Origin of the sequence: Herbaspirillum sp. RV1423, assembly GCF_000577615.1 — a bacterium.
Lineage (GTDB): Bacteria > Pseudomonadota > Gammaproteobacteria > Burkholderiales > Burkholderiaceae_D > Herbaspirillum.
The window spans coordinates 32,043-56,348 of sequence record NZ_CBXX010000005.1 but is presented as its reverse complement, the minus strand read 5'-3'; the positions used below and the strand labels follow the sequence as shown (position 1 = coordinate 56,348).

At 61.4% G+C, this 24,306-nt stretch carries 18 protein-coding genes; 6 read left to right on the top strand and 12 right to left on the bottom strand.

All coding sequences use genetic code 11. The features are described 5' to 3' along the window. Positions 1-43: 43 nt before the first annotated feature. On the bottom strand, positions 44-2,395 hold the full coding sequence (gene metE / locus RV1423_RS06850) for a 5-methyltetrahydropteroyltriglutamate--homocysteine S-methyltransferase (RefSeq protein ID WP_051516536.1): 2,352 nt from the start codon (positions 2,393-2,395) through the stop codon (positions 44-46). Positions 2,396-2,538: 143 nt separating this feature from the next. On the opposite strand from metE, the gene RV1423_RS06845 reads away from it, so the two are divergent. Continuing rightward, positions 2,539-3,459, top strand: a complete 921-nt coding sequence (locus RV1423_RS06845) for a LysR family transcriptional regulator (protein ID WP_034294726.1) — start codon at positions 2,539-2,541, stop codon at positions 3,457-3,459. An 88-nt stretch (positions 3,460-3,547) separates the two neighbouring features. Here the strand turns inward: RV1423_RS06845 and rraA are convergent, their stop codons facing one another. The 5 genes from rraA to RV1423_RS06820 form a co-directional block, all read right to left on the bottom strand. Next, the gene (rraA, locus tag RV1423_RS06840; RefSeq protein ID WP_034294723.1) at positions 3,548-4,042 is read right to left on the bottom strand and encodes a ribonuclease E activity regulator RraA; all 495 of its coding nucleotides are present in this window, start codon (positions 4,040-4,042) and stop codon (positions 3,548-3,550) included. A 34-nt stretch (positions 4,043-4,076) separates the two neighbouring features. Beyond that, complete coding sequence (locus RV1423_RS06835; protein WP_051516562.1) at positions 4,077-5,771, bottom strand: diguanylate cyclase; 1,695 nt, start codon at positions 5,769-5,771, stop codon at positions 4,077-4,079. A gap of 288 nt (positions 5,772-6,059) precedes the next feature. Continuing rightward, on the bottom strand, positions 6,060-8,651 hold the full coding sequence (clpB, locus tag RV1423_RS06830; protein ID WP_034295165.1) for an ATP-dependent chaperone ClpB: 2,592 nt from the start codon (positions 8,649-8,651) through the stop codon (positions 6,060-6,062). Between the two features lie 190 nt (positions 8,652-8,841). Continuing rightward, positions 8,842-9,216, bottom strand: coding sequence for a fluoride efflux transporter CrcB (gene crcB, locus RV1423_RS06825; protein WP_034294717.1), 375 nt, complete (start codon positions 9,214-9,216; stop codon positions 8,842-8,844). A gap of 32 nt (positions 9,217-9,248) precedes the next feature. Next, entirely contained in the window at positions 9,249-10,190 is a 942-nt protein-coding gene (locus RV1423_RS06820) for a LysR family transcriptional regulator (RefSeq protein WP_034294714.1), read from the bottom strand. A gap of 208 nt (positions 10,191-10,398) precedes the next feature. Between RV1423_RS06820 and RV1423_RS06815 the strand changes: the two genes are divergently transcribed. From RV1423_RS06815 to RV1423_RS06800, 4 genes are read left to right on the top strand one after another with little or no spacing between them, the layout of a single operon-like run. Continuing rightward, the gene (locus RV1423_RS06815; RefSeq protein ID WP_034294711.1) at positions 10,399-11,916 is read left to right on the top strand and encodes an efflux transporter outer membrane subunit; all 1,518 of its coding nucleotides are present in this window, start codon (positions 10,399-10,401) and stop codon (positions 11,914-11,916) included. After that, positions 11,913-14,153 (top strand): FUSC family protein, encoded by a 2,241-nt coding sequence (locus RV1423_RS06810; RefSeq protein WP_034294707.1) that lies wholly within the window; start codon positions 11,913-11,915, stop codon positions 14,151-14,153. Before RV1423_RS06815 ends, RV1423_RS06810 begins: the two co-directional genes overlap by 4 nt. Further along, positions 14,143-14,343, top strand: coding sequence for a DUF1656 domain-containing protein (locus RV1423_RS06805; protein WP_034294704.1), 201 nt, complete (start codon positions 14,143-14,145; stop codon positions 14,341-14,343). Before RV1423_RS06810 ends, RV1423_RS06805 begins: the two co-directional genes overlap by 11 nt. 31 nt (positions 14,344-14,374) lie before the next feature. Then, positions 14,375-15,247 carry an HlyD family secretion protein gene (locus tag RV1423_RS06800; protein WP_034294702.1) on the top strand — a complete coding sequence of 291 codons (873 nt, stop codon included), beginning with the start codon at positions 14,375-14,377 and terminating at the stop codon, positions 15,245-15,247. Position 15,248: 1 nt separating this feature from the next. Here the strand turns inward: RV1423_RS06800 and RV1423_RS06795 are convergent, their stop codons facing one another. The 6 genes from RV1423_RS06795 to RV1423_RS06770 all read right to left on the bottom strand — a co-directional run bounded on the left by RV1423_RS06795 (position 15,249) and on the right by RV1423_RS06770 (position 23,916). After that, a complete protein-coding gene (locus tag RV1423_RS06795; RefSeq protein WP_034294700.1) occupies positions 15,249-16,565 on the bottom strand; it encodes an Nramp family divalent metal transporter in 1,317 nt (438 codons plus the stop codon). Positions 16,566-16,816: 251 nt separating this feature from the next. Beyond that, positions 16,817-17,329, bottom strand: coding sequence for a type VI secretion system lipoprotein TssJ (gene tssJ / locus RV1423_RS06790; RefSeq protein ID WP_034294698.1), 513 nt, complete (start codon positions 17,327-17,329; stop codon positions 16,817-16,819). Positions 17,330-17,362: 33 nt separating this feature from the next. Continuing rightward, positions 17,363-18,322 (bottom strand): type VI secretion system baseplate subunit TssG, encoded by a 960-nt coding sequence (tssG, locus tag RV1423_RS06785; protein ID WP_034295163.1) that lies wholly within the window; start codon positions 18,320-18,322, stop codon positions 17,363-17,365. An 86-nt stretch (positions 18,323-18,408) separates the two neighbouring features. Beyond that, positions 18,409-20,208 (bottom strand): type VI secretion system baseplate subunit TssF, encoded by a 1,800-nt coding sequence (gene tssF, locus RV1423_RS06780; RefSeq protein WP_034295161.1) that lies wholly within the window; start codon positions 20,206-20,208, stop codon positions 18,409-18,411. Positions 20,209-20,224: 16 nt separating this feature from the next. Beyond that, positions 20,225-21,808: a type VI secretion system protein TssA gene (gene tssA / locus RV1423_RS06775; RefSeq protein ID WP_034294695.1), complete on the bottom strand. Its 1,584-nt coding sequence runs from the start codon at positions 21,806-21,808 to the stop codon at positions 20,225-20,227. Then, positions 21,805-23,916, bottom strand: a complete 2,112-nt coding sequence (locus tag RV1423_RS06770; RefSeq protein ID WP_231502080.1) for an ImcF-related family protein — start codon at positions 23,914-23,916, stop codon at positions 21,805-21,807. The genes tssA and RV1423_RS06770 overlap by 4 nt, the downstream gene beginning before the upstream one ends. Here RV1423_RS06770 and RV1423_RS29720 point away from each other — a divergent pair. Next, a complete protein-coding gene (locus RV1423_RS29720; RefSeq protein WP_034294693.1) occupies positions 23,887-24,270 on the top strand; it encodes a hypothetical protein in 384 nt (127 codons plus the stop codon). The two genes, RV1423_RS06770 and RV1423_RS29720, sit on opposite strands and share 30 nt — an antisense overlap. The last annotated feature ends 36 nt before the right edge of the window (positions 24,271-24,306 follow it).

Genomic DNA, 24,306 nt, shown 5'->3' with positions numbered 1-24,306 from the left:
GCGGAAGCTACTCACTCCCGCCGTCTTGTCTCTACGGCGCTGCTCAGGCGGCGTTCACTGCCGTTGCTGCTATTGCTGTCGTCTCACGCAGCTTGCGCGCCGCCTGCACCATGTGCGCCAACGCCTCATACGTCTCGGGCCAGTTGCGCGTCTTCAGCCCGCAATCGGGATTGATCCACAAACGCTGATCCGGAATCACGCCGCGCGCCTTCTCCATCAAACGCACCATCTCATTAACGTTCGGAATGCGCGGCGAATGGATGTCGTACACGCCGGGACCGATGTCGTTGGGGTACTTGTAGTGGCCGAAACCGTCGAGCAGCTCCATGTCCGAACGCGACGTCTCGATCGTGATGACGTCGGCGTCCATTGCGGCGATCCACGGCAGGATGTCGTTGAATTCCGAATAGCACATGTGGGTATGGATCTGCGTTTCGTCCTGTACGCCTGCCGCGCTGATCTTGAACACGCGCACCGCCCAGTCGAGATACTCCTTCCAGTCGCGCGCCTTGAGCGGCAAGCCTTCACGGAACGCAGGTTCATCGATCTGGATCATGCCGATGCCGGACTTTTCCAGGTCGCAGACTTCGTCGCGTAGCGCCAGCGCAATTTGCAGCGCCGTGGTCGAGCGCGGCTGGTCGTCGCGTACGAACGACCATTGCAGCATCGTCACCGGCCCGGTCAGCATGCCCTTCATCGGTTTTTGCGTCAGGCTTTGTGCGAACCTGCTCCAACCCACCGTCATGGCTTCCGGACGATACACGTCGCCGTAGATGAACGGCGGCTTGACGCAGCGCGAACCGTAGCTTTGCACCCAGCCGTTGGCGGTGAAGGCGTACCCCCACAACTGTTCGCCGAAGTATTCGACCATGTCGTTGCGTTCCGGCTCGCCATGCACCAGCACATCCAAGCCAAGTTCCTCCTGCTTTTCCACCACCAGGCGAATTTCATCGCGCATCTTGTTCATATAATCCAGATGCCCGATCTCGCCGCGCTTGTAGGCGGCGCGCACCTGGCGGATCTGCGGCGTCTGCGGGAAAGAACCGATGGTCGTGGTCGGAAATGCCGGCAGGTTCCAGCGTTGCTGTTGCACGGCGATACGCGCCGGGAACCCCGAGGTGCGCTCGGCATCGGCTTCGGTCACCGCCTTCAGGCGCTTCTGCACCAGCGCATTGTGGATGCGCGGCGAGCTGCGCCGGCTGCCCAACGCGGCGCGCGCGGCGGCAAACCGGCCGGCCACGGCGTCGGCGTTGCCGCCCAGCGCGTGCTTGAGGACTACGATTTCCTCCAGCTTTTGCATGGCGAATGCCAGCCAGCCCTTGATTTCGACATCAAGCTTGCTTTCATCGGCGAGATCGACCGGCACGTGCAACAGCGAGCAGCTCGACGCCACCCACAACCGCCCGCCGAGCTTGTCGTGCAAAGGTTGCAGCATCGCCAGCGCGGCATCGAGATCGCAGCGCCAGATATTGCGGCCGTCGACGATGCCGACCGACAGCACCTTGTCCTGCGGCCATGTGTCGGCGAACCCCTGCAATTGCGACGCGCCGCGCACGCCGTCCAGATGCACGCCCGCCACCGGCAGGCTGCGCAGCAGATCGGCATGTTCGCTGACCGTGTCGAAATAAGTCGTCAGCAGCAAGGGAGGCGCGGCGCTCACCAGCGTCGTGTAGACCGGCGGGAAAGCATCCAGCCATTCCTTGCCCAGCTCCAGCGCCAGGATCGGTTCGTCGATCTGCACCAGCGCTACGCCTTGGTCGCGCAGGCGCGCCAGCAGCTTTTGGTAACCGGCGACGACCTTCGGCAGCAGGTCTAGCTTGTGCAGATCGGACTTGTGCTGCGGCCCCGATTTGACCTTGCCCAGATACAGCAGGCTCAGCGGTCCCAGCAGGACGACTTTGACCTGATGCGATTGCGTCTGCGATTGCGCCTCGGCGATTTCATCGAACAGCCAGTCGACGCCGCCGTCGAAAGACAACTCCGGCGTCCATTCCGGCACCAGGTAGTGATAATTGGTATCGAACCATTTAGTCATTTCCATGGCGAAGTGCTCTTTGTTGCCGCGCGCCATGGTGTAGTAGCCTGCCAGGTCCAGTTTGCCGGCATCGAGCCCGAAACGCGCCGGCAAGGCGCCCAGCAGCGCCAGCGTGCCCAGCACCTGGTCGTACCAGGCGAAGTCGCCGACCGTGAGGTAGTCCATGCCGGCGGCGGCCTGCGCCTGCCAGTGACGGGCGCGCAATTGCCTGCCGGTCGCACGCAGGGCCGCCTCGTCAGTCTGGCCTTTCCAGAACGATTCCATGGCGAATTTCAATTCGCGTTGCGCGCCGATACGCGGAAAACCCAACACGTGCGCCGATACGCGCTCTGCCTGTGCTGTCTGTGCAATTTGTGACATGACCAACTCCCCTGAAAATGACGGGGACAGCACAGCCGCAAGCCGCGCTATCCCGAGAGCTGGCATCTTGCGCGAACATAGACTATGATTCAAACGATATATTTTAAGAATCATCTTGAATTTTACTCATAGTTACTACGGCAATGCACTCCATCCTCGAACTCCGGCACCTCAAGACCCTGCAAGCGCTCAAGGAAGCAGGCAACCTGCTGCGCGCCGCCACCCTGCTCAACGTTACGCAGTCGGCCCTGTCGCATCAGATCAAGCAATTGGAAGACCATCACGGCATGCCGCTGTTCGAGCGCAAATCGGTGCCGGTGCGCTTCACGCCCGCGGGCGACCGCCTGCTCAGGCTGGCCGACGAGGTATTGCCGCGCATTGCCGACGCCGAACGCGACCTGGCGCGCCTGCAGCAGGGAGAAGCAGGACAACTCAGGATTGCGGTGGAATGCCACACCTGCTTCGACTGGCTGATGCCGTCGATGGACGTGTTCCGCAGACGCTGGCCGGAAGTCGACATGGATATCGTCTCCGGCTTCCAGGCGGACCCGATCGGCCTGCTGTACGAACATCGCGCCGACGTCGCCATCGTGGCGGAAATCGATCCCGATGAGCCGGTCGACTACCACGCGCTGTTCCGTTTCGAGATCGTGGCGCTGCTGGCACACGATCATCCGCTCGCCGGCAAGGATTACCTGACGGCGCAAGACTTCGGCAGCGACACGCTGATTACCTATCCGGTGCCCGACGACATGCTCGACGTCGTGCGCCAGGTGCTGAAACCCGCCGGCGTCCAGACGCAGCGGCGCACCACCGAACTGACCGTCGCCATGCTGCAACTGGTCGCCAGCCGGCGCGGCATCGCCACGCTGCCGCTATGGGCCGCGCAAAACTACCTCAACCGCGATTACGTGCTGGCCAAACGCATCACGCCGGACGGCCTGACCGGGCGACTGTATGCGGCCTGCCTGCCGGAGTTGTCGGGCAAGTCCTACCTGAGCGATTTCGTCGCGTCCACCCGCGAAACCAGCTACCTGAATTTACCGAATGTGGAGTTGCTTTAGTCGACGGAAACGATAGGCAAATAGGGCAATAGGCGAAAAAAAGCCGTGCGAACTTGCACGGCTTTCTGATTGCCAATGCGTGAAGCGATTAAATCAGCTCCGTGCGCGACACGGCCACGCCATCGACATCGGCATAGATCCAGTCGCCCGGATGCACCGCCACGCCGGCGATCGACACTGTCAGATCGGCATCGCCCAAACCCTTGCGCACGCTGCGCTGCGGATGCGTCGCCAGCGCGCGGATGCCGACGTCGCAGGCGTTCAGTTCCAGTGTGTCGCGCACGCAGCCGTTGACGACGATGCCGGCCCAGCCGTTTTTCTCCGCCAGTTCGCCGAGCTTGCCGCCCACCAGCGCGCAGCGCAGGCTGCCGCCGCCGTCGACCACCAGGACCTGGCCGTTGCCGGGAGTTTCCAGCGTCTTGCGGACCAGCACGTTGTCTTCAAAAACCTTCAGCGTTTTGGCCGGACCGGCAAACAGCGCACGCTTGCCGAAGGACGCGAAGATCGGCGGCAGCACCGCCAGGCTGCCGTCAGCCAGTTTGTCTTCATTGTTGTCGCACAGGTCGCAGGTGGAAAACGTCATGGGTTGATCTCCGTTCATTGCCATTCATTACCGTTTATTGTTTGTGCGGCACATCATACGACAACATGCGGTGCATGCGCTTTTGCTCGAACATGCGCTCGTCGGCGACGCGCAGCAGCGTCTCGATATCCAGGCCGTCTTGCGGAAACAGCGCCATGCCGATCGACGCATCGACGTGGTACTTGTTGCCGTCGCGTCCTTCGATAGGCTGGTTGAGGCAAGTACGAATCTTTTCAGCAATCGACTTGGCGACATTCTCGTCCGATACGCCATGCAAATAGACCACGAACTCGTCGCCGCCAAAGCGCGCCACAGAATCTTCCTTGCGCAAGGCATTCTGCAACTGCGACGCCGCCGAGATCAACACCTTGTCGCCCTCGTCGTGGCCATACTGGTCATTGATCGATTTGAACCTGTCGAGGTCGATGAACAGCAAGGCAAACTGCAGCACCACGGCTTCATTGCCTTTACGGCGGCGGAAGTCGATCTGCGCAATAAAGGAATCGCGATTGAGCACGTTGGTCAGGCGATCGGTGCGCAGGTTGCGTTCCATCTCCTGGAAGCTTTGCGCCAACTGGCCGATCTCGTCGCGGCGCTCGATATTGAGCGAAGGGAAAGGCTCGCCGTTGCCGATGCTCTTGGCCGCCAGCGTCAGCTTGCGGATGTCGCGCAATACCCAGCGCAGGATGGCAAAGCCCAGCACGAAGGTCATGCATACCGCGACCAAACCGAGCAACAGCGTCTGGTACACGCCCCCCGTCACCGAGCCGAGGAAGTCCGAACGGCTCACGGCGCTGACCGCCACCCAATCCAGTCCGGCGACGTCGTGGTGCAGACGGAATGCCAGTTCAGTCTTGGGGCCGTCTGTCTGCAGGGACTGGATTATCAGTTTTTCCGGCGCCAGCTTTTGCTTCTTCATGTACTCCACGAGATCGGCGTAGGCCTGGCGTACCACAGGGGAACTGCTTTGTGCCGCGTTCAGCCGCACAAGATTTTCCCCATTGACCTTGTGGATAGGCTCATGCACCGAAGTCGCAACGAGATCGCCCGACATGTCGATGATGAAGGCAACGCCGTTGCGGGTCAGCGGCAACGTCTGGAGAAACTCGCTTAGCTGGAGCAGGCCGATGCTGCTGGTGGCCACGCCCAGCAAGACATGGTCGGGGGTATAGACCGGCTTGGACAAGCTGATGCCAAGGAATTTAAGACGGAAGTCGGTGAACACCGGTGACCAGGTTTCCTGCTTGCGTTCGATCGCCTGGCGATACCACGGACGGTTGCGCGGTTCGTAGTCCTGGGTCGCAATCAGGGTCGGCTCGGTGCCTGGGCCGCGCAGGTGATAGACGTAGTTCTTGCCTTGCGGATCGCGGGTGCTGTACATGAAGAGGCTCCTCTCTTCCTGCTTCACACCCAGGAAACTGCCGTCGGCGCCGCCGAAATAGACATAGCTGGGTTCATCGAAGAGACTGTTGGCAAGCCACAGACGTTCTTCCAGCGCTGCTTTTTCTTTGGGAAAAGGAATATAAACAGGCTGGCCGCCCTTTTCGGCCGGTGGGATCGGATCCGGCGCCACCACGCGCAGCGTCTCCCGCGCGCCGAGCAACTGGCGGTCGGTCGCCTGCCCCACCCGGTTCATGGTGTCCATCAGTGCATTGCGCGCCAGCACCTCGGTTGCATCATCGCCGGCGCGATATAAAAACCAACCTATCGTCACCGCCAGGCATAACATCAGAAATACAAACGGCAGGATAAACAACCGTTGTAATGAAGATTGATTCAGAATTTCACCCCTTGCCTATGCCACACCACGATCATCCACTACGGATATTTCACGTGCTTTATTGTTTTTTATCTACGATTTAGCATCAATTTCGTGCTTTCCGCACGCATTTGATGAGTTTAATCGTTTACATAAAAAAATTCCCTGCGACCTGAAAAAATACTTGTTTTCTCCAAATATTTCTCCAAGCCAACAGGGAACTAGATAGCATAGTTACAACGAGTTAATCAAGACATTTCAGTTTGCCTCAAACGACAATGCGCCGTCCTTGACGTGCACATGGACCACATCCTTGGGGCCAAACTTGCCTTGGAGGATCAGCTTCGACAACGGGTTCTCGATTTGCTGCTGGATCGCCCGCTTCAGCGGCCGCGCGCCATACACCGGATCGAACCCGGCTTCGGCGATCTTCTGCAATCCGGCGTCGGTAATCACCAGCCCGATATCCATCTTGGCCAGACGATCCTCGAGGATATGCAACTGGATCTTGGCGATCGCGCCGATATTCTTTTCGTCGAGGGCATGGAACACCACGATCTCGTCGACGCGGTTGATGAACTCCGGACGGAAGTGCAGTTTGACTTCCGCCATGACCGCCATCTTCACCAGCGCCGTGTCGCTCTCTTCCATCGCCTGAATCTTGTGCGAACCCAGGTTCGAGGTCATCACGATCACGGTGTTTTTGAAGTCCACCGTACGCCCTTGCCCGTCGGTCATGCGGCCGTCGTCGAGCACTTGCAGCAAGACGTTGAACACGTCCGGATGCGCCTTCTCGATTTCGTCCAGCAAGATCACGCTGTAAGGCTTGCGCCGCACCGCTTCGGTCAGGTAACCGCCCTCTTCATATCCGACGTAACCCGGCGGCGCGCCGATCAGGCGGGCAACCGAATGCTTCTCCATGAATTCGCTCATGTCGATGCGGATCATCGCCTCTTCGGTGTCGAACAGGTAAGACGCCAGCGCCTTGCACAGCTCGGTCTTGCCGACGCCGGTAGGGCCGAGGAACATGAACGAACCGTAAGGCTTGCTCGGATCGCCCAACCCGGCGCGCGAACGGCGGATTGCATCAGATACCGCAACAATCGCCTCGTCCTGGCCGACCACGCGCTGATGCAACACTTCTTCCATGTGCAACAGCTTCTCGCGTTCGCCCTGCATCATGCGCGACACCGGGATACCGGTGGCGCGCGCCACGATTTCGGCGATTTCTTCGGCACCGACCTGGGTGCGCACCAGCCTGGGCTTGCTGCCGGCGCTTGCACCGGCGGCGTCCTGCTTGTTCTGCACTTCCAGCGCCTTTTCCAGTTCGGCCAGCTTGCCGTACTTGAGCTCGGACACTTTCTGCCAATCGCTCTTGCGCGTGGCTTCATCCATTTGCAAGCGAATGCGCTCGATCTCTTCCTTCAGGTGCTGGCTGCCCTGCACGCTGGACTTTTCGGCCTTCCAGACTTCTTCGAGGTCGGCGTATTCGCGTTCGAGCTTGGCAATTTCTTCCTCGATCAGCGTCATACGCTTTTGCGAGGCTTCATCCTTTTCGCGCCTGACGGCTTCGCGCTCGATCTTCAACTGGATCAGGCGACGGTCGAGCTTGTCCATGACTTCCGGTTTGGAGTCGATTTCGATCTTGATCTTGGCCGCCGCTTCGTCGATCAGGTCGATCGCCTTGTCCGGCAGGAAACGGTCCGTGATATAGCGATGCGACAGTTCAGCCGCAGCGACGATGGCCGGGTCGGTGATGTCGACGCCGTGATGCACCTCGTACTTTTCCTGCAAGCCGCGCAGGATGGCGATGGTCGCTTCCACGCTCGGCTCGTCGACGATGATCTTCTGGAAGCGGCGCTCCAGCGCGGCATCCTTTTCGATGTACTTGCGGTATTCGTCCAGCGTGGTGGCGCCGACGCAATGCAGCTCGCCGCGCGCCAGCGCAGGCTTCAGCATATTGCCCGCATCCATCGCGCCTTCGGCCTTGCCGGCGCCGACCATGGTGTGCAACTCATCGATGAAGACGATAGTCTGGCCTTCATCCTGGGCGATCTCCTTGAGGACAGCTTTCAGGCGCTCCTCAAACTCGCCGCGATACTTGGCGCCGGCCAGCAAGGCAGCCATGTCGAGCGACAGCACGCGCTTGGACTTGAGGCTGTCCGGCACTTCGCCGCTGACGATGCGCTGCGCCAGGCCTTCGACGATGGCAGTCTTGCCGACGCCGGGTTCGCCGATCAGCACCGGGTTGTTCTTGCTGCGACGTTGCAGCACCTGGATCGCGCGGCGGATTTCATCGTCGCGGCCGATCACCGGATCAAGCTTGCCGTTGCGGGCGCGCTCGGTCAGGTCCAGGGTGTATTTCTTCAGCGACTCGCGCTGGCCTTCGCCCTGCTGGGAAGACACGCTGGCGCCGCCGCGCACGGTATTGATGGCGGCTTCCAGCGATTTGCGCGAGAGGCCGTTTTCACGCGCGGCGCGGCCGGCGTCGGACTTGTCGTCAACCAGGCCGAGCAGCACCATTTCGCTGGCGATGAACTGGTCGCCATGCTTTTGCGATTCCTTGTCGGCCAGATTCAGCAAGGCCACCAGCTCGCGGCCGATCTGCACCTCGCCGCCGGTGCCCGACACCTTGGGCAGGCGCGTCATGGCGTGATGCAATGCCGATGTCAGTCCGGCGACGTTGACGCCGGCGCGTTGCAACAGCGAGCGGGTGCCGCCGTCGTCCTGCGCCAGCAAGGCCAGCAACAGGTGGACCGGGTCGATGTACTGGTTGTCGTTGCCGACAGCCTGACTCTGGGCATCCGCCAGAGCTTCCTGCAATTTCGTGGTGAGTTTGTCGAGACGCATGTTTCGCTCCAAATTTTGAATAATGATGACATTGGGCCTGACGGACATATTTCAAGGAAACATCCGACGCGGCAAGAGCGTAACGGGGCAAATCCCTTCCGAATTTGATACAGATCAAGCTGGAGCCTGTTCACACGAAATCTTCGCGTGCCGACAGGCCTTGGAACCCATTTCATCGATAAACGTGTAGTTAGCCAAACAGCGCCCGGTACACCGCAAAGCCGGCCACGCACAAAGCGATCGAACCGAGCAGATGCAAACCGGAATGGGCGATCGCCCAGACGTAGTCGCCACGCTGCAGCAGCATCATGGCTTCGGCGGAAAATGTGGAAAATGTGGTCAACCCGCCGAGAAAACCGGTGATCAGGAACAGTCTCCATTCCGGCGGCAGCGCTGGATAGCTTTCAAAGAACGCTACCAGGAAGCCGATCACGAAGCCGCCGCCCCAGTTGGCCGCCAGCGTCCCCAGGGGCAACGCGTTTCCCGCGATGTTCAACCACAAGCTCAGCCCCCAGCGCAACCAGGCGCCCAGCGCCGCCCCCATTCCTACCGCAAGCCATTTCATCGTTTTGGTCCCTGTTTTTTGTCAATGCACGATCATGGCGAAAGAACCGCAATCCGGTCAAGCGCCTGATGATCGTCCTGCAAGGCCTTATTGACGCTTTCGTGCATCCAATCGACCCAGGTGCTGATCTTGGCATCGAGGTACTGGCGCGACGGATACAGCGCGTACACGCCCATCTGCTGCAGACGGTATTGCGGCAGCACCCGCACGATGGTGCCCGCGCGCAAGGCGTCCACCGCCGAATAGATCGGCAGCACGCCGATGCCCATGCCCTCCTTCAGGCTCAGCAGCATGGCTTCGGCGACGTTGACCTGGAAGCTGGACTTGACGGCGACGTTTTCCTTGCCATCCGGCCCCTCCAGGTCCCATTGGTCCAGCGGCGACACCGAACTCACCAGTTGCAGGCAGCGATGGTTGAGCAGGTCGGCGGGCTTGTGCGGCACGCCGTGCTTTTCCAGGTAGAACGGCGAGGCGCACGGGATGCTGTAGATGCTGCCGAGCTGACGGAAGATCAGGCCGGAATCCGGCAACTCGCGCGCCAGCACCAGCGACACGTCGAATCCCTCTTCCAGCAGGTCGGGCACGCGCTGCGCCAGCGTCAGCTCAATGGCGACGTCGGGATAACGCTTCTGGTAATTGGAAATTGCCGGAATCACGTACCGCTGGCCGAAGCTGGTCATGGTGTGGATGCGCAAGCGACCGGACGGCCTCACGTAGGCGTCGCCGGCCTCGGCTTCGGCCTCTTGCACATAAGCCACGATCTGCTCGCAGCGCAGCAAGTAGCGTTCGCCGGCCTCGGTCAGCGCGATACGGCGCGTGGTGCGATTGAGCAGGCGCGTGCGCAAATGACGCTCCAGATCCGCCACCGCGCGCGACACGTGGGCGGTGGTCAGGTCCATTTGTTGCGCGGCCAGCGTAAAACTGCCGGCGTCGACAACGCGCATGAAAATGCGCATGTTTTGCAAGGTATCCATCTGTTTCCTGTCTGAATCCGGCTGTTGCCACCAAGCAATGCGATAAATTGCCCTGCGGTGGTCTTCCGGATAGCGCATTGTTACCTAAATCGGTACGATTATTGTTGCAGTTTCTGAAAAGACCCTTTGTGTTGCCTGTGGTTTTTCTCGAAATACTTACCCAATAGAATGACAAAGGCTAGATATTTGCATTTTTTTGGATAATCCAATGAACACCCTTCCCGACAAACGCCTGCCTGCCGCGCCGCTCCCGGCGCTATGCCTGATGCTATGTCTGATTATTGCGGGATGCGCCGATAATGGCGGCATCAAGCCGCAGGCGACTTTACGGCAATCCGATGCGTTCGACGTCGGCAACGCCATCCGCCAGGTCGGCGCCGAAGCCGGCTGGCCCAAGCGCGCATGGTGGGAGTCTTATGCCGATCCGCAACTCAATCGGCTGGTGGTCGCCGCCGTCGCCGGCAATCCCAACATGGCGATCGCCGCCGCCCGCGTGCGCCAGGCGCAGGCCATGGCCGTCGTCGCGCACGCCGGCGAATTGCCGCAAGCGCAACTGGATGCCGCCGTCGGCCGCAAGGACTGGTCCGACAATGTTTATTACGGCGCCAGCTTCCGCGACAAGCTGACCTGGAACAACACCGCCACGCTCAGCCTGTCCTATAACGTCGACCTGTGGGACCGCAACCGCAACGCCACCGAACGCGCCCAGGATGAAATCCACGCCGTCGCCGCCGACGCCCGCGCCGCCCAGCTCGATCTGGAAAGCAACGTGGTGCGCACCTATGTGCAGTTGTCGCTGCAATATGGCCTGCTGGACAACACCCTGGAAACGCTCAGGCAGGAACAGCAAGTGCTCGACCTGGCGAACCGCCGCTTCAAAGGCGGCATCGGCACCCAGATGGAAATCACCCAGGCCGAAGTGCCGCTGCCGGAAACCCGCCGCCAGATCGAAGCCCTGAACGAAGACATCGCGCTCACGCGCAACCAGTTGGCCGCGCTGCTCGGCCAAGGCCCGGGCGCCGGCGACAGCATCACTCGCCCCGGCATGAAGCTGCAGGCCGGCATCGGCTTGCCCAGCGCCCTGCCGGCCGAACTGATCGGCCGCCGTCCCGACATCAGCGCCGCGCGCTGGCGCGTGGAAGCCGCCGCCAAAGGCATCGCGGTCGCCAAGGCCGCCTTCTATCCGAACATCAACCTGCTGGCCGGCATCGGCCCCACGGCTGCCGGCGGCGGGCTGCTGAGCTTCCTCAGCGCGCCGAACATCGCGACCACCTACGGCCCGGCGATTTCGCTGCCGATCTTCGAAGGCGGCCGCCTGCGCGGCCAGCTCGGCGCCACCACCGCCGGCTACGACCAGGAAGTCGAGCACTACAACCTGCTGCTGAGCCAGGCGCTCAAAAGCATCGCCGACCAGATCGTGACGCTGCAGGCCCTCGAGCGCCAGCAACGGCAAGCCGACCTGTCCGTGGCGGCGGCGCAAAAGAATATCGATATCGCCACGCGCGCCTACCGGCGCGGCCTCGCCAATTACCTGAACGTGCTGACCGCGCAAACGCAATGGCTGCACCAGCAGCAAACGGTGCAGCAACTGCTGGCGCAAAAACTCAGCGCCTACGCCAGCCTGACGGTGGCGCTGGGAGGCGGCCTGGAAACATCCGACGTCGTGAACAATGACGCAGAAAATGCCGTGGCCGCGACCATGACCGCGGCAGGAGCCGCCCCGTGAATACGCCCGCCGCTCCGGCGCAACCGTCGTCCCCTGCACCATCGCTCGGCCGGCAATTGCGCGACGCCGCCGCGGAATGGCGGCAGACCGATTTTCCCAACTGGATTTACGTCTTCAAGATGGTGCTGGCCGGCTTGCTGGCGCTGGGCATCGGCTACGCGCTGGATCTGGAATCGCCGCGCTCCGGCCTGATCACCGTATTCATCGTGATGCAGCCACAAAGCGGCATGATCCTGGCCAAGAGCTTCTACCGCGTGATCGGCACGCTGATCGGTTCGGTCGCCATCGTCGTCTTCGTCGGCCTGTTCGCGCAAACGCCGGAACTGTTCCTGCTCGCCACTGCCGTGTGGATCGGCCTGTGCACGATGGGCTCGGCCTACAACCGCAACTTCCGCTCCTACGGCTTCGTGCTGTCCGGCTATACGGTCGCGCTGATCGGCATCCCGGCCGCGCTCAATCCGGCGCTGACCTTCGATTCGGTGATGACGCGCGTGACCGAGATCACGGTCGGCATCGTATGCGCCGGCGTGGTCAGCGCGCTGGTGTTCCCGCAAGCCAGCGCGCCCGGCCTGGTGCGCATCATCCGCAGTCGCTTCACCGCCTTCGTCGACCTGATCGGCGGCACCTTGGGCGGCACCGCCGACCGCAAGAAACTGGAGGCCGCCAACGCCCGCTTCGTCGGCGACATCATCGGCCTGGAAGCCCTGCGCAGTTCCGCCATCTTCGAAGACCCCGAGGTACGCCTGCGCAGCGGCCGCCTGACGCGCATGAACAGCGAGTTCATGGCCTTGTCGACCCGCGTGCATGCCTTGCATCAACTGATGAACCGGCTGCACGACAGCCGCAACCCCTCTGCGCAACTGGCAATCGATGCGATTTCACCCTACTTCCGCGAAGTGCAGCCGCTGCTCACCCGCAGCGGAGGCGAACCCGTAATGACCGCCGTGGATGCAGCCGACTCCGCGCTCAAGCTGGAAAGCTACAAGCAGGAATTGCCGCGCCGCATACGCGCCACCCGCACCGAACATGCCCCTGCGCTCAATGACGGCGCCCTGCTGGATTTCGACACCGCCGCCGAATTGCTGTATCGCGTGATCGACGAGTTGCACGCCTATACGCTGACCTATGCCTCGCTGGTGCAGCGCCGCCACGAGCGCGAACAATGGGAACACGTCTATGCACCCAAGACCAGCGTTGTCACCGCCGGCATTGCGGGCGCCCGCGCCGCCATCACACTGATCGGCCTGTCGACCTTCTGGCTCCTGAGCGGCTGGCCCAGCGGCGACGTCGCCGCGCTCAATGCGGCAGCCTTCTGCGCCATCACCTCGGCCGCGCCCGACCCCGCCAAGGCCACCCGCACAGTGACGATGGGCGTGGCGGTGGCCGTGGTCCTGGGCTATTTCTATACCTTCCAGGTGGTGCCGCGGCTGGACGGATTCTGGATGCTGGCCGCAGCGCTGGCGCCGGTGCTGATGATGGCCGTGCTGCTGACCACCAAACCGGCGCTGGCCGGCTACGGGATGGGCATCTGCATCTTCTTCCCGTTCCTGGCGGTGCCGGACAACCTCGCCCACTTCAACGCCGCCGGCTATCTGAACGAAGCGGTCGCGCTGATGCTCTCGCTGATCGTGACCACGGCCGCCTTCATGGTGCTCCTGCCGCCGACCACCGACTGGACCGTGCGGCATCTGGAAAAACAATTGCGCAAGCAAGTCGTACAAGCCTGCTTCGGCAAGCTCGCGCATCTGGCGCTGCAATTTGAAAGCGGCACACGCGACCTGATGCACCAGATCACCATGCTCACCGGCAGCCGCCCGGCATTGCGCAAGAACGCCTTCGGCTGGATGTTCGCCACGCTGGAAATCGGTCATGCCGTCATCGAGCTGCGCACCGAGCTGCACGGCATCCGCAGCAGCAAAGCCGAGCTGTTGCCGCCGGGCGCCTATGCCGCCCTGGACCGTTTGCGCGCAACGCTGCCAGCGCTATTCGAGCGCCCCACCCCGGCCACGCTGGCGGCAGTGCTGGAAGCCAACGACCGCACCATCGCCGAGGTGCAACAAGCTATCGGCCCGCATTACCGCGAACGCAATGAACGCCACCGTTTGCAACGCACGCTGAGCTACCTGCATTTCATCCGCACGGCGCTGCTGGACCCGCAATCGCCGCTGCAACCATTGCAACCTGCGCCTCGGAAAGGCGACGCCAACCTGTCCTCGGGAACTTCTCATGCCGCGTGAAATTTCATTCTTCGACGCCTACGTGCCGACGCTGCTGCTGGCCGTGCTGATTGCCGGCGCCATTGCGCTGGTCGCCGACCGCATCCTGGTGCGGCTCAACCTGTACGACCTGGTCTGGCATCCGGCGCTGTTCCGCGTCAGCCTCTTCACCTGCATCGCGGCGCTGCTGGGCCTGGCGATCTACAGCTAACACCTACAGAAATCATCGGGAGTCATCCATCATGTCGGTCAAATCGATTTTTCGTTTCATCATCACGGCGCTGATTTTCCTCGCCGCGATCTTCCTCGCGTGGAGCCTGTGGCAGCACTACATGGTGTCGCCCTGGACGCGCGACGGCCGCGTACGCGCCGACGTCGTCAACCTCGCGCCGGACGTGGCCGGCCAGGTGGTCGACCTACCGGTGCGCGACAACCAGTTGGTGCACAAGGGCGACCTGCTGATGCAGATCGACCCGTCGCGTTACCAGCTCGCCTTGCAGCAAGCCGACGCCGCCGTACTGGCGCGCAAGGCCGATCTCGACATGCGCCGCGCCCAGGCGCGCCGTCGCGCCGACATGGACGATCTGGTCGTCTCGCGGGAAACCCGCGAAGACGCCGGCAGCGTGGTCGCCGCCGCCGATGCACAGTATCAGGTCGCCATCGCGCAGCGCAATGCCGCCAGGCTCAACCTCGACCGCACCAGGATTTATGCGCCGGTGGACGGCTACATCACCAACCTGAACGTGCGCCGCGGCGACTACGCCAGCGCAGGCGCGGCCAAGATCGCCATCATCGACAGTCATTCGTTCTGGGTATACGGGTATTTTGAAGAGACCAAACTGCCCTACGTCAGCGTCGGCGACAAGGCAAAAATCCAGTTGATCAACGGCGCCACGCTGAGCGGCCATGTCGACAGCATCTCGCGCGGCATCTACGATCGCGACAATCCGCAAAGCCGCGAACTGCTGGCCGACGTCAATCCGACCTTCAACTGGGTGCGCCTGGCGCAACGCATCCCCGTGCGGATCCAGATCGACGAAGTGCCGAAAGACGTGTTGCTGGCGGCGGGACTGACCTGCACCGTAACGCTCGAGCCTGCCAAGCGGCAGAAATAAATCAGATGAACAATTGAATCACCAGCCACACATTCGCCGCGCTGATGCCGAGGAACAAGATCCACACCAGCGCGGCCGTCCACATCTGGTTGACGAAGTCGCCCATCAAGTCGCGCCGGCTGGTCAGCCTGATCAGCGGATACATCGCAAACGGCAATTGCAGGCTCAGCACCACCTGACTGAGCACCAGCAAGCGTCCGACCGAATGCTCCCCCAGCGTCAGCACGCCGATCAGCGCCGGGATCAGCGCCAGTCCGCGCGTGATCAGGCGACGCTGCCAGCACGGGATTTTCAGTTTCAGGAAACCTTCCATGATGACCTGGCCGGCAATCGTGCCGGTGAAGGTCGAACTCTGCCCCGCCGCGAACAGGCCGATGCCGAACAGGATCGCCGCCAGCGACGTGCCGGTGATCGGATCGAGCAAGTGATAGGCAACGTCGAGGTCAACCACATCGGTGCGGCCGCTGCGATGGAACGCCGAAGCGGCAAGGATCAGAATCGACGCGTTGATCGCCATCGCAATCAACAGCGAAACCGTGGTGTCGATGCGCGTATAACGAATCGCCTCCAGCAAGCTGGCGCGGTCGCGCCCGACCGCGCGCGTCTGCACGATGGACGAATGCAGGTACAGGTTATGCGGCATCACGGTCGCACCCAATACGCCGATGGCGAGGTACAGCGGCTCACGGCTGGACAGCGCCGCCAGCGACGGCACGAAACCCTGCAGCACGGCATGCCAGTCGGCCTTGACGAAAGCCAGTTGCGCAAACAGGCACGCCGCAATCGTCACCACCAATCCGAGGATGATCGCCTCGACCTGCCGGAATCCCCGGCCTTGCAGGCCCAGCACAATCACGGTGTCGAGCGCCGTGAGCAGTACGCCGACCGGCAGCGACACCCCCAGCAGCAATTTGAACGCCAACGCGCAACCCAGCACCTCCGCCAGGTCGCAGGCAATGATGGAGAGTTCCGCGAATGCCCACATGCCCTTGCCGACCAACGGCGGATAATTCTCGCGTGAATGGATCGCAAGGTCCTTGCCGGTGACGATGCCCAGGCGCGCGCACAGGCATTGCAGCACGATCGCCGCCAGGCTCGACAGCATCACGACGAACAGCAACCGGTAGCCGAACTGCGACCCGGCCTGGACCGACGTCGCCCAATTGCCGGGATCCATGTAGCCGATGGAAATCAACAGACCGGGCCCGACATAGACCTTGAGCTTTTGCCAGACGGTGGCATGCGGCGGCACCGCGACGCTGCCGGAGACTTCGGAGGGACAAAAGGGAGCTGTGGCGGTAGTCGGCAGGTGAAACATGTTTTATTTTTTAATCGGTGGTGTCTGGATCGGCACAATGCAAGGCACGCCCCCTGGCGTCGCCGGGATGACGATCGAATTTGATGCAAAATGCGATGCCAAACCGGTTTTGCAAACGGATTCTACCGTGCAGTGTAGCGAATTCCTGAGGAAGGTCAGCGATTTTATATAGAACTCATTTCATAAGCAGGCATGAGATGAGTTCTAATTCCCTGCTTGCCTCGTGAAATGATTCTCCGATACGGAAACGACTATCCCTCCCGCAACTCCAGCGAACTTTCTCGCACCTCAATCTTCACAGGGTCGATTTTCTTCCACTGCTTCTTCGGCAGCACCAGCTTCCATTGCGAGGTTCCATTCGTATCGCGAAAGAAGGCCACGACGCCCACGTATTCCGCCTCGCTGTTCATGGGTTCGCTAATGCTGGCATGCGAGTCCGGGCGCAGCACAATGTCTTTGGTTGCCAGCAAATCCGGCTTCAAGGCTTCGATGTCATTGCGTTGTAGTTGCGCATAGTCCAGTTTTTCGAAATTCTTTGCGGTCTTCAATTGATAGACCCGCACCACCGTCGACAATGAACGTCCGCCGCTGTTCGGGTTCAACGACGAACGCGCAAGCAGATCGATATTCATCGTCTTGATTTGCGTCGTGAACGCCCATTTCGCCGCATCCACTGCGCCGTCTTTGGTCGCCTGAACGACGCCGCAGCCGGCAATGCCCAGGAGCACGCACATCGCCGCACCGAGTCGAAATTGATTCTTCATGAGTTGATTCCTTTCACCATTTGTCGATTGCATTCAATGTACCGTCCCTGATCCGTCATAGATGCCGAGCTGAACGCGCACGACACTGTCTTTTTTCCCGGCGAGCGAAACGGCAGGCAATCTGCTCGAATACCCCAGCCGCACTTCGGCCGAATTCAAGACCGGCGCGGGCATCAGTTCCGGCCTGACCTCCATGTGCAGATGCGCCTGCGCCTCATAACCGAGGTAAAACTGCAGCAAGGCCATCACTTCCTTGTGCTGCGCCTGGCCCGGCATCAAGCCAAGCACCGACTCCCGCGACTGCGGCCGCAGCACCACCCGGATGGCATTGGCGCGATCGTGAAAGCCGCGCCCCAGGACGCAGTTTTTTCCCAGCGGCATGCGCTCAAAGTCGGTCAATGCTATCCATACCGGATGAAACTCCCGCACCTCAATCTGGGCATCCGGCACCGCATGCTGCAAGACCCCCGTCAAACCTTCGGCAGTGCGCGTTTTTTGTCCGGCCAGGCCCAGCATCGACAGCAGCTTTCGTGTGCCGACGTGTTGTCGCGTGCCGGCGGCGTCGCCAATCCCCAGCCCGGCAAAACTGAGCAAATAGCGCGAGACGTCGTCTTGCCCATTGGACCTGAATCCGGCCGGATACCGATACTTGCGCCATACCCGATAAAACTGCGTGACGATACGATGGTGAAACAGATCCAGAAACGCCGCCAGCGGCTCGGCGCCGTCGCGGTTCTGGGCAATCTCATCGATGAAGTACGAGGGCATGCGCGCATCCACCCCATACAAACCTAAAAAGGTGGTGCGCACCACAGGAGGCGCTACCGGATCATCGGGATCCAACTCGATCGCATCAATCTCCCGGTTCGGAAATCCCAACCGTCTACGTGAACAAAAACGCACCGGCTCATAGGACGGCGAATCGCGGCTGCCCAAGGCCGACAGGCCCGGCGCAGCCAGTTCGAGCAATTCGCAGAACCGGAAAAAACTCATCTGCGGCGCATGCTCCAGCAAAGCCGGCAGCAAAGGCCGGTCGGTCTTGCCGAGAACGGTTTGTGTCGACGTCGGATAGGGAGCATTCAAAACGGTGCTCCTTCGCCCTTGGTATCGCCCCAGGCGATGCGTCGTCCGCCAGGTTGCGCGACAATCACCAAGCGGGTGTACAAATTCAGCGTGGCGTACAGCGACAGGAAGCGGTTCAACATCTCGCCGAACAATTCAATATCTCCCTCGCCCGCAAACTGGTTGCCGTCCAGGGTGATTTCAATTTCCACGCCACGCAGCAAACCGCCTTTGACCAGCTTTTGCAGGGGACGGTGCCGCACATCGGTAATGGCATCGATGCGGCGTTTATTCATCTCCCCGTCCGTCCAGTCATACAGCGCCAGACTGCCGCGCAATATTTCGGCATCGAGCAAAGACAGATAATTGGGCGCCAGATGCGACAGCACGCGCCAGTGAAACCGGTCGCCGGTAGGCGGATACACCGGCAAGGTCGGTGCGGTCAGGTTGCGCACCGCGCTCACATTGGCGAAGCCGCTGCGCATGCGGCGAATGCCCGCTTCCCGTAATCCTTTTCGGGGAAGCATGCCATTGGTGCCGGTCACCGACAGCGACAGAATTTCCTGCGCCAGGCGATCCTGTTGTTCCCAGATATGTCCGCCCAACACCAACCAGGCATCCATGTTTCCTGACGGACCGCGCCGCATGCGGGTATGGAAATAGCGCTCCGGCATATCGTGGCGCAGCATGCCGCCGCGATGCCGGAACGCGGCAAACGGTGCATATTCGAAACGCTCGCCCGATGCCACCTCAAAGCCGCGTACCGATTCCACCGCATAGACCTCGACGTGCTCGCCGTGATGCGCCATGGCATGCACGCGATACTCCGATTCCAGATGCGTGGCGTTGATCGGATCGGCCTCCAGTTCAAACAGATTCACAATCGGCGTGCAATACAAGCGTACGTTCTCTGCGCTGAACCGCATATCGTCCGGATACGATTTCTCCAGCACGACTTCCACATCGAAGTACGGCGCATTCAGCGCGATGGCGCGCATATCCAGTCCGAGCAGATCGACGAACATGAATTTTTCGGGGAAGGTGAAATATTCCAGCAAAAGCTGATAGCCGCCAAACGCATTGTCCGCCTTCGGCCATAGCCGCTGGTCGGCGGCAAAGCCGGCCGCTTCCAGACGCAGGCCCGGCATGGCTTGCGGCATCCCGGGCGCATGCGCGGGATGCCCCGGCACGCGCACTTGCATAGCCAGCGGCGGCGCCGTCAATGCCTTATACAGCGCCAGCGCCACCGGACGATCGGCGTTCAGATACAGCCGCAGGCGCGGCACGGTCAGCAACTCGCGCTGCGCTTGCCCCTGCACCGCCAGGCGCAGGCGTATCACCGAACGACCGTCTTCCCGCGTGAGCGGCGCCGCCTCGATCAGCTTCAAGGGATATAGATCGACCTCCTGGGTGGTGCGATAGATGCACTCCACGCCGTCCTCGCCAATGGGATCGGAGACCGCTTCCAAACCGGCCTGCAGCGTTTCATGCCGTTGCAGGACCTTGTATTCCGGCGAGATCTCCAGAATCGACAGGGAGGGAATCATGCGCAGGTAATGCGGCCACAGCATGCTGACCAGTCCCTCAGTCAGTTCCGGCAACTCATCGTCGAGCTTGTGGCGCAGGCGGCCCATTAAAAAGGCAAAACCTTCAAACAGGCGTTCAACATGCGGGTCGCGCTCGCCGACGCGGTCGATATTGAGCATGCGCGCCCGGTCGGGGTGAGCCTGTGCAAACTCCTTGCCGGCTTCGCGCAGGTAGCGCATCTCTGCTTCGTAATAGCGCAGGATGTCGTGGTCTTTGGTGGGTGTGGTCATCAAAATATCCTTCAAGTCATGCAAGACCTACAGCGCGCGCCGGGTCCAGCGCGGTCAATTCGCCCAACAAGCTGTCCATACGTCGCGCGACGGCGACTTTGTCGGCATCTTTGCGGTTCATCCGCAGGGTGAGCAGGCGCAGCAAGTGCTGCTTGACCTCAAAGGCCAGACCCGGCTCCCAGGCGCCCAAGGTGTAACGCCGGGCGCTGTCGTCGGCCACGGTCAGCAGATGCAACGCCGTGTCTTGCCGCTCGGCGCGTTCGGCCACACGCGCCATCACCAGTTGCCGGATGAAACTATCGCGCTCGCCCTTTTGCGCGGGCAAACCTTGCAGCCAGGCCAAGGCCGCTTCCAGCCCTTGCCGTTGCAGCACATCGAAGGCTTGCGCTTCCGTCTCGGCCCAGTCGGTATGGCTGGCGGCGATGACGACGGGGGCGACGGTATCGCCGCGTTCGATATCGCGGACGGTGGCGTAGCGGGTAATCCATTCCAGCGTGACGTCTTCCGCAAAAGGTGTGCCGTCGGTGAAGGACAAACGTTCCACGCCGGGCAGCCGCTCCAGCATCAGCGCGCAATCGGTGGCGGCCAGGTCGCGCGCCTGTGCGTAATCTCCGCCGCCGTGTTCTTGCGCGGTATGGGCGTAGTACTGCAAATCCAGCCAGAAGTGATTCGCACCTTCAGCAAAGGCTTGCTCCACGCGGTCGAGCAACTCCGGCCATTGCTTTTGCAGCAGCAGGCGTTTCAACTGGGCGCGCAGTTCGGTGCGCGGCGCCACTAACCGGCTCTTGCCGCTGATGTCATGCGGCGGCACATCGATCAGGGTGTCCCAGCGCACGCAGCGCAGGAGGCGATAAGCTGCCAGATAGCCGTGCGGCTGCTCGCGCAGGAACAAGGCCATCTGCCGGGCGCGCTCCAGGAGATCGCGGCTGGAACTGACCTCGCCGGTCGCGGGCAAGATCGCGGCATTGACGCCGGGAGCGCTCGGCGCCGATACGGCAGACAGCGTGGATTCGATGACCTGTGCGTGTTCAATACAGGATTCAAAGCGACGGTACAGGCCGTCGAGTTCCGGTCGCGCCGCTTCCGGCCATGATGCGGTGCGTTCGGTGATCAAGGCCAGTGCCGACAGGCTGCGCTCCAGCAGCACGCCTTCCAGGCCCTGCACGCGTTCGAGACGATTGGCGAAGGTGGCGCCGGTCAGCCACTCCAGTGCCACTTTGCGGCTTTCGGCGCGTTGCGGCAGCAGTTGCTCGCCGAAGCGATCTATCAGCGCCGAGAGCAGTTCCAACCCTGAGGCCAATCCTTCCGCGCCCTCCTGACGCAGCCGACCGTAGACGTAGTACACGGCGGGACGCACATCCTTGGCGCTGTGCTTTAACAGGCGCTCGGCGCCGTTGACGATCAGGACGTCGTCGATGTCGGAGAGTTTGGCGACTTCGTCCTTGATGGCTAAAAAATCGTCGTCATAGGCCAGATCACCGCCCGCAGGCGAGTCCGCGCTGATCGGCTGCAACCAGTCGTCCCAGCGCGCCTGCGTGGAGCGCGCCAGATCGGTCGGGGTACGACTGCCGAACAAGGCATTGAGCAATTTGGTCATCATGATGGTTGCCTTTTAACGATCGCGCCGCGCGACGCCGCAACAAAAATCCGCGCCGGCAATACAAAGCCGCGCAAGCCCAGCATTTCCAGCGGTCCCCGCCCTGCTTCGGTGCGCATCACATACGACAAGGGATACACCAGCTCAGGAGAGGCCGGCGCCATGGCTGCGCGCGGCATCAGGTTGTCCGGATCGGGTTGGGGGGCGATGCTGGTTGCCGGTGCGCCGACGTCCGGTATTGCCTGCCAGGTCAGTTGATAAGTGGCACTGTCGATGGGTTCGACATGGGCACGCTCCAGCATGCGCAGCAAGGCCCAGCGGCCGCTGAATTCATAATGCTTGTTGGTCCCGGCCTGGTCGGTCTGCCATTGCAGGCGCGTGCCGACGTCCTGCGTCTGGTTCACCGGCCAGACCATGCTTTGCCAGGTTTCATGCCCATTGCGGTAGCGCAGCTTCTGGGCATCGATGGTCAGCGTGCTGTCCTCAATGCCCGGAGCGGGTATCGGTTTGAGTTCAAAGCGATATTGCGGCTCGCCTTGCACCAACACACGTGCACCGATGCGTTGCAGCGTATTGACCGCCGTCAGGAAAGCCGGATCGAAGTTGAGCCGGCTGCCGGCATGCGGCACCCATTGATCGCCTTGCAACTCCAGCACGCCGGCCAGTTGCGATTGCAAGAAGGCTGCAATCAAACCGTTTTGCGGTCTCAGGAATCGGGCCAGTTCCGGCAGGGAAGCATCGTTGTCGGTCTGGGCAAAGGGATAACGGCCGCTGAAAGCTTTGCTCCAGGCGGCGGCAATATGGTTGCTCCAGGCCTCGTTCAGGCCGGCTTGCGCCGGTTGCAATACCGTCTGCGCGGCTTGCGCGACCGGTCGCACGAACAGCGCATCGCCCATGTTCGCCCATTGTTCGCCGAGGCTGGCGGCGACCAGTTGCGAGTAGGCTTGCGTGTCGGCCAGTTCGGAGCCTTTGCCCTGGAACAGCGACAAAGCCAGTTGTCTGGCTTGCGCTTCGGCGTCCGGACTGCCGTTGATCTGCTGCAATCGCAGACGCAAGGCGCTGATGCGGTCCAGGTAGCGTTGCATGCTCAGGTCGTTGCCGTTTTGCGCGGCGGCGTTGGTGCTGCCGGCGCCGGTACTGCCGTCGACGTTGCCGATCAGGCGCAAGACGGGTCCAAAGGCGCTGCCGAGCGGGCCGGCCGGGTCGCTCTGTTGGGCTGGCGGGAGAGTCGCCTTGGTTGAGGTGAGAAGGTTTTGCGCTTTGGCGACCAGCGTGTCGGACAGGGAGGCTTGCCGCACACCGGCAGAGCCCTGGTATTGCAAGGATTTCATCAGGGCGACGACCGGCGACTGGCGCGCGTCGGCCATCAATTTCAATTGTTCAATGGCCGCCGGCATGGTCGGCGCCGCTTCCCATTGCACGTTGTTCATGAAGATCTGCCATTGCTCGGCGTACTCGGCAAAGTACTGAGCGGTCAAGGCGGCCTGCAATGATTCTGCTGACTGCGCGGGCGACTGCGCCGACGATTGCGTTGCGGTCTGCTGCACCTGTCCGGTCAACACCCAGTCGCTGGCGATGGTATTGCGTTTGGCGGCCTCGGCAATGGCCGGGGCGATGGCGCCTTCATAGGCCTGGCGGGTGAAGACGCCGGACACAATCGCATTGTTGCGAATCAAGCCGCGCGGGTCGGTACCGACGGTCAGCGAGGCCAGCGTCTGGTCGGGGTATTTGTCGGCAGCAGCGGCGACGATGTTGCGATAGAGCGTGCTGTCGGCATGTTCCACGCCGATGGCGGCCAGCAAGGTCTGGCGGGCGGCTTGCACCAGACCGGCGCTGGGGATGATGCGCCAGTCGGGGTGCGCGGCCAGATGACTGCCATAGAAGGACAACAGGCGTTCGGCCAGATCGCTCTGCTCCCCTGGCGGGAGTCTGGTGTCGAGTTGCCAGCGGCGTATCAGTTGCGGGGTCAGGAAGGCCGTGTCGCTGCGTTGCGGCTCCGCCAGCATCAGGTAACTTTTAAGGGACTGATGACCGTCCAGCGCAAAACGGCCGGCCTGTTGATCGAGTTGATCGCTGCGCAGTTGTCCGGCAAATTCGTCGTCGATTTGCAAAACAAGATCAATCGGCTTGTTCAAGAAAACGTCTCTTACAAAAACACTGCATTTCACCAACCCATCCTCGTGACAGGAGGACGAGCCGCCCTGGTCTACGAAACGCTCGGCAATGACGAAGAGAAATTTCGTCTGAAGACAGACTTGTTCATCTATAAATCGAAGGAAAAGAAGAGTTATTTCTCCCCGAATCCTTACGTCAAAGTCGATTGCCAGGATGCCTCGCCGGAGCCACTGTCCCGGGATCAGTGGGCAAAGGACGATTATCGGCTGGTCAAAACGCAACTGGATTCGATGCTGGCCGAATGCGAAAAGAAAGTACTAGCCAATCTGCCGGAATTGCTCAAATCATGAAGCGCGTTGAGAAACGCTGTCACGTTTTTCGATCAA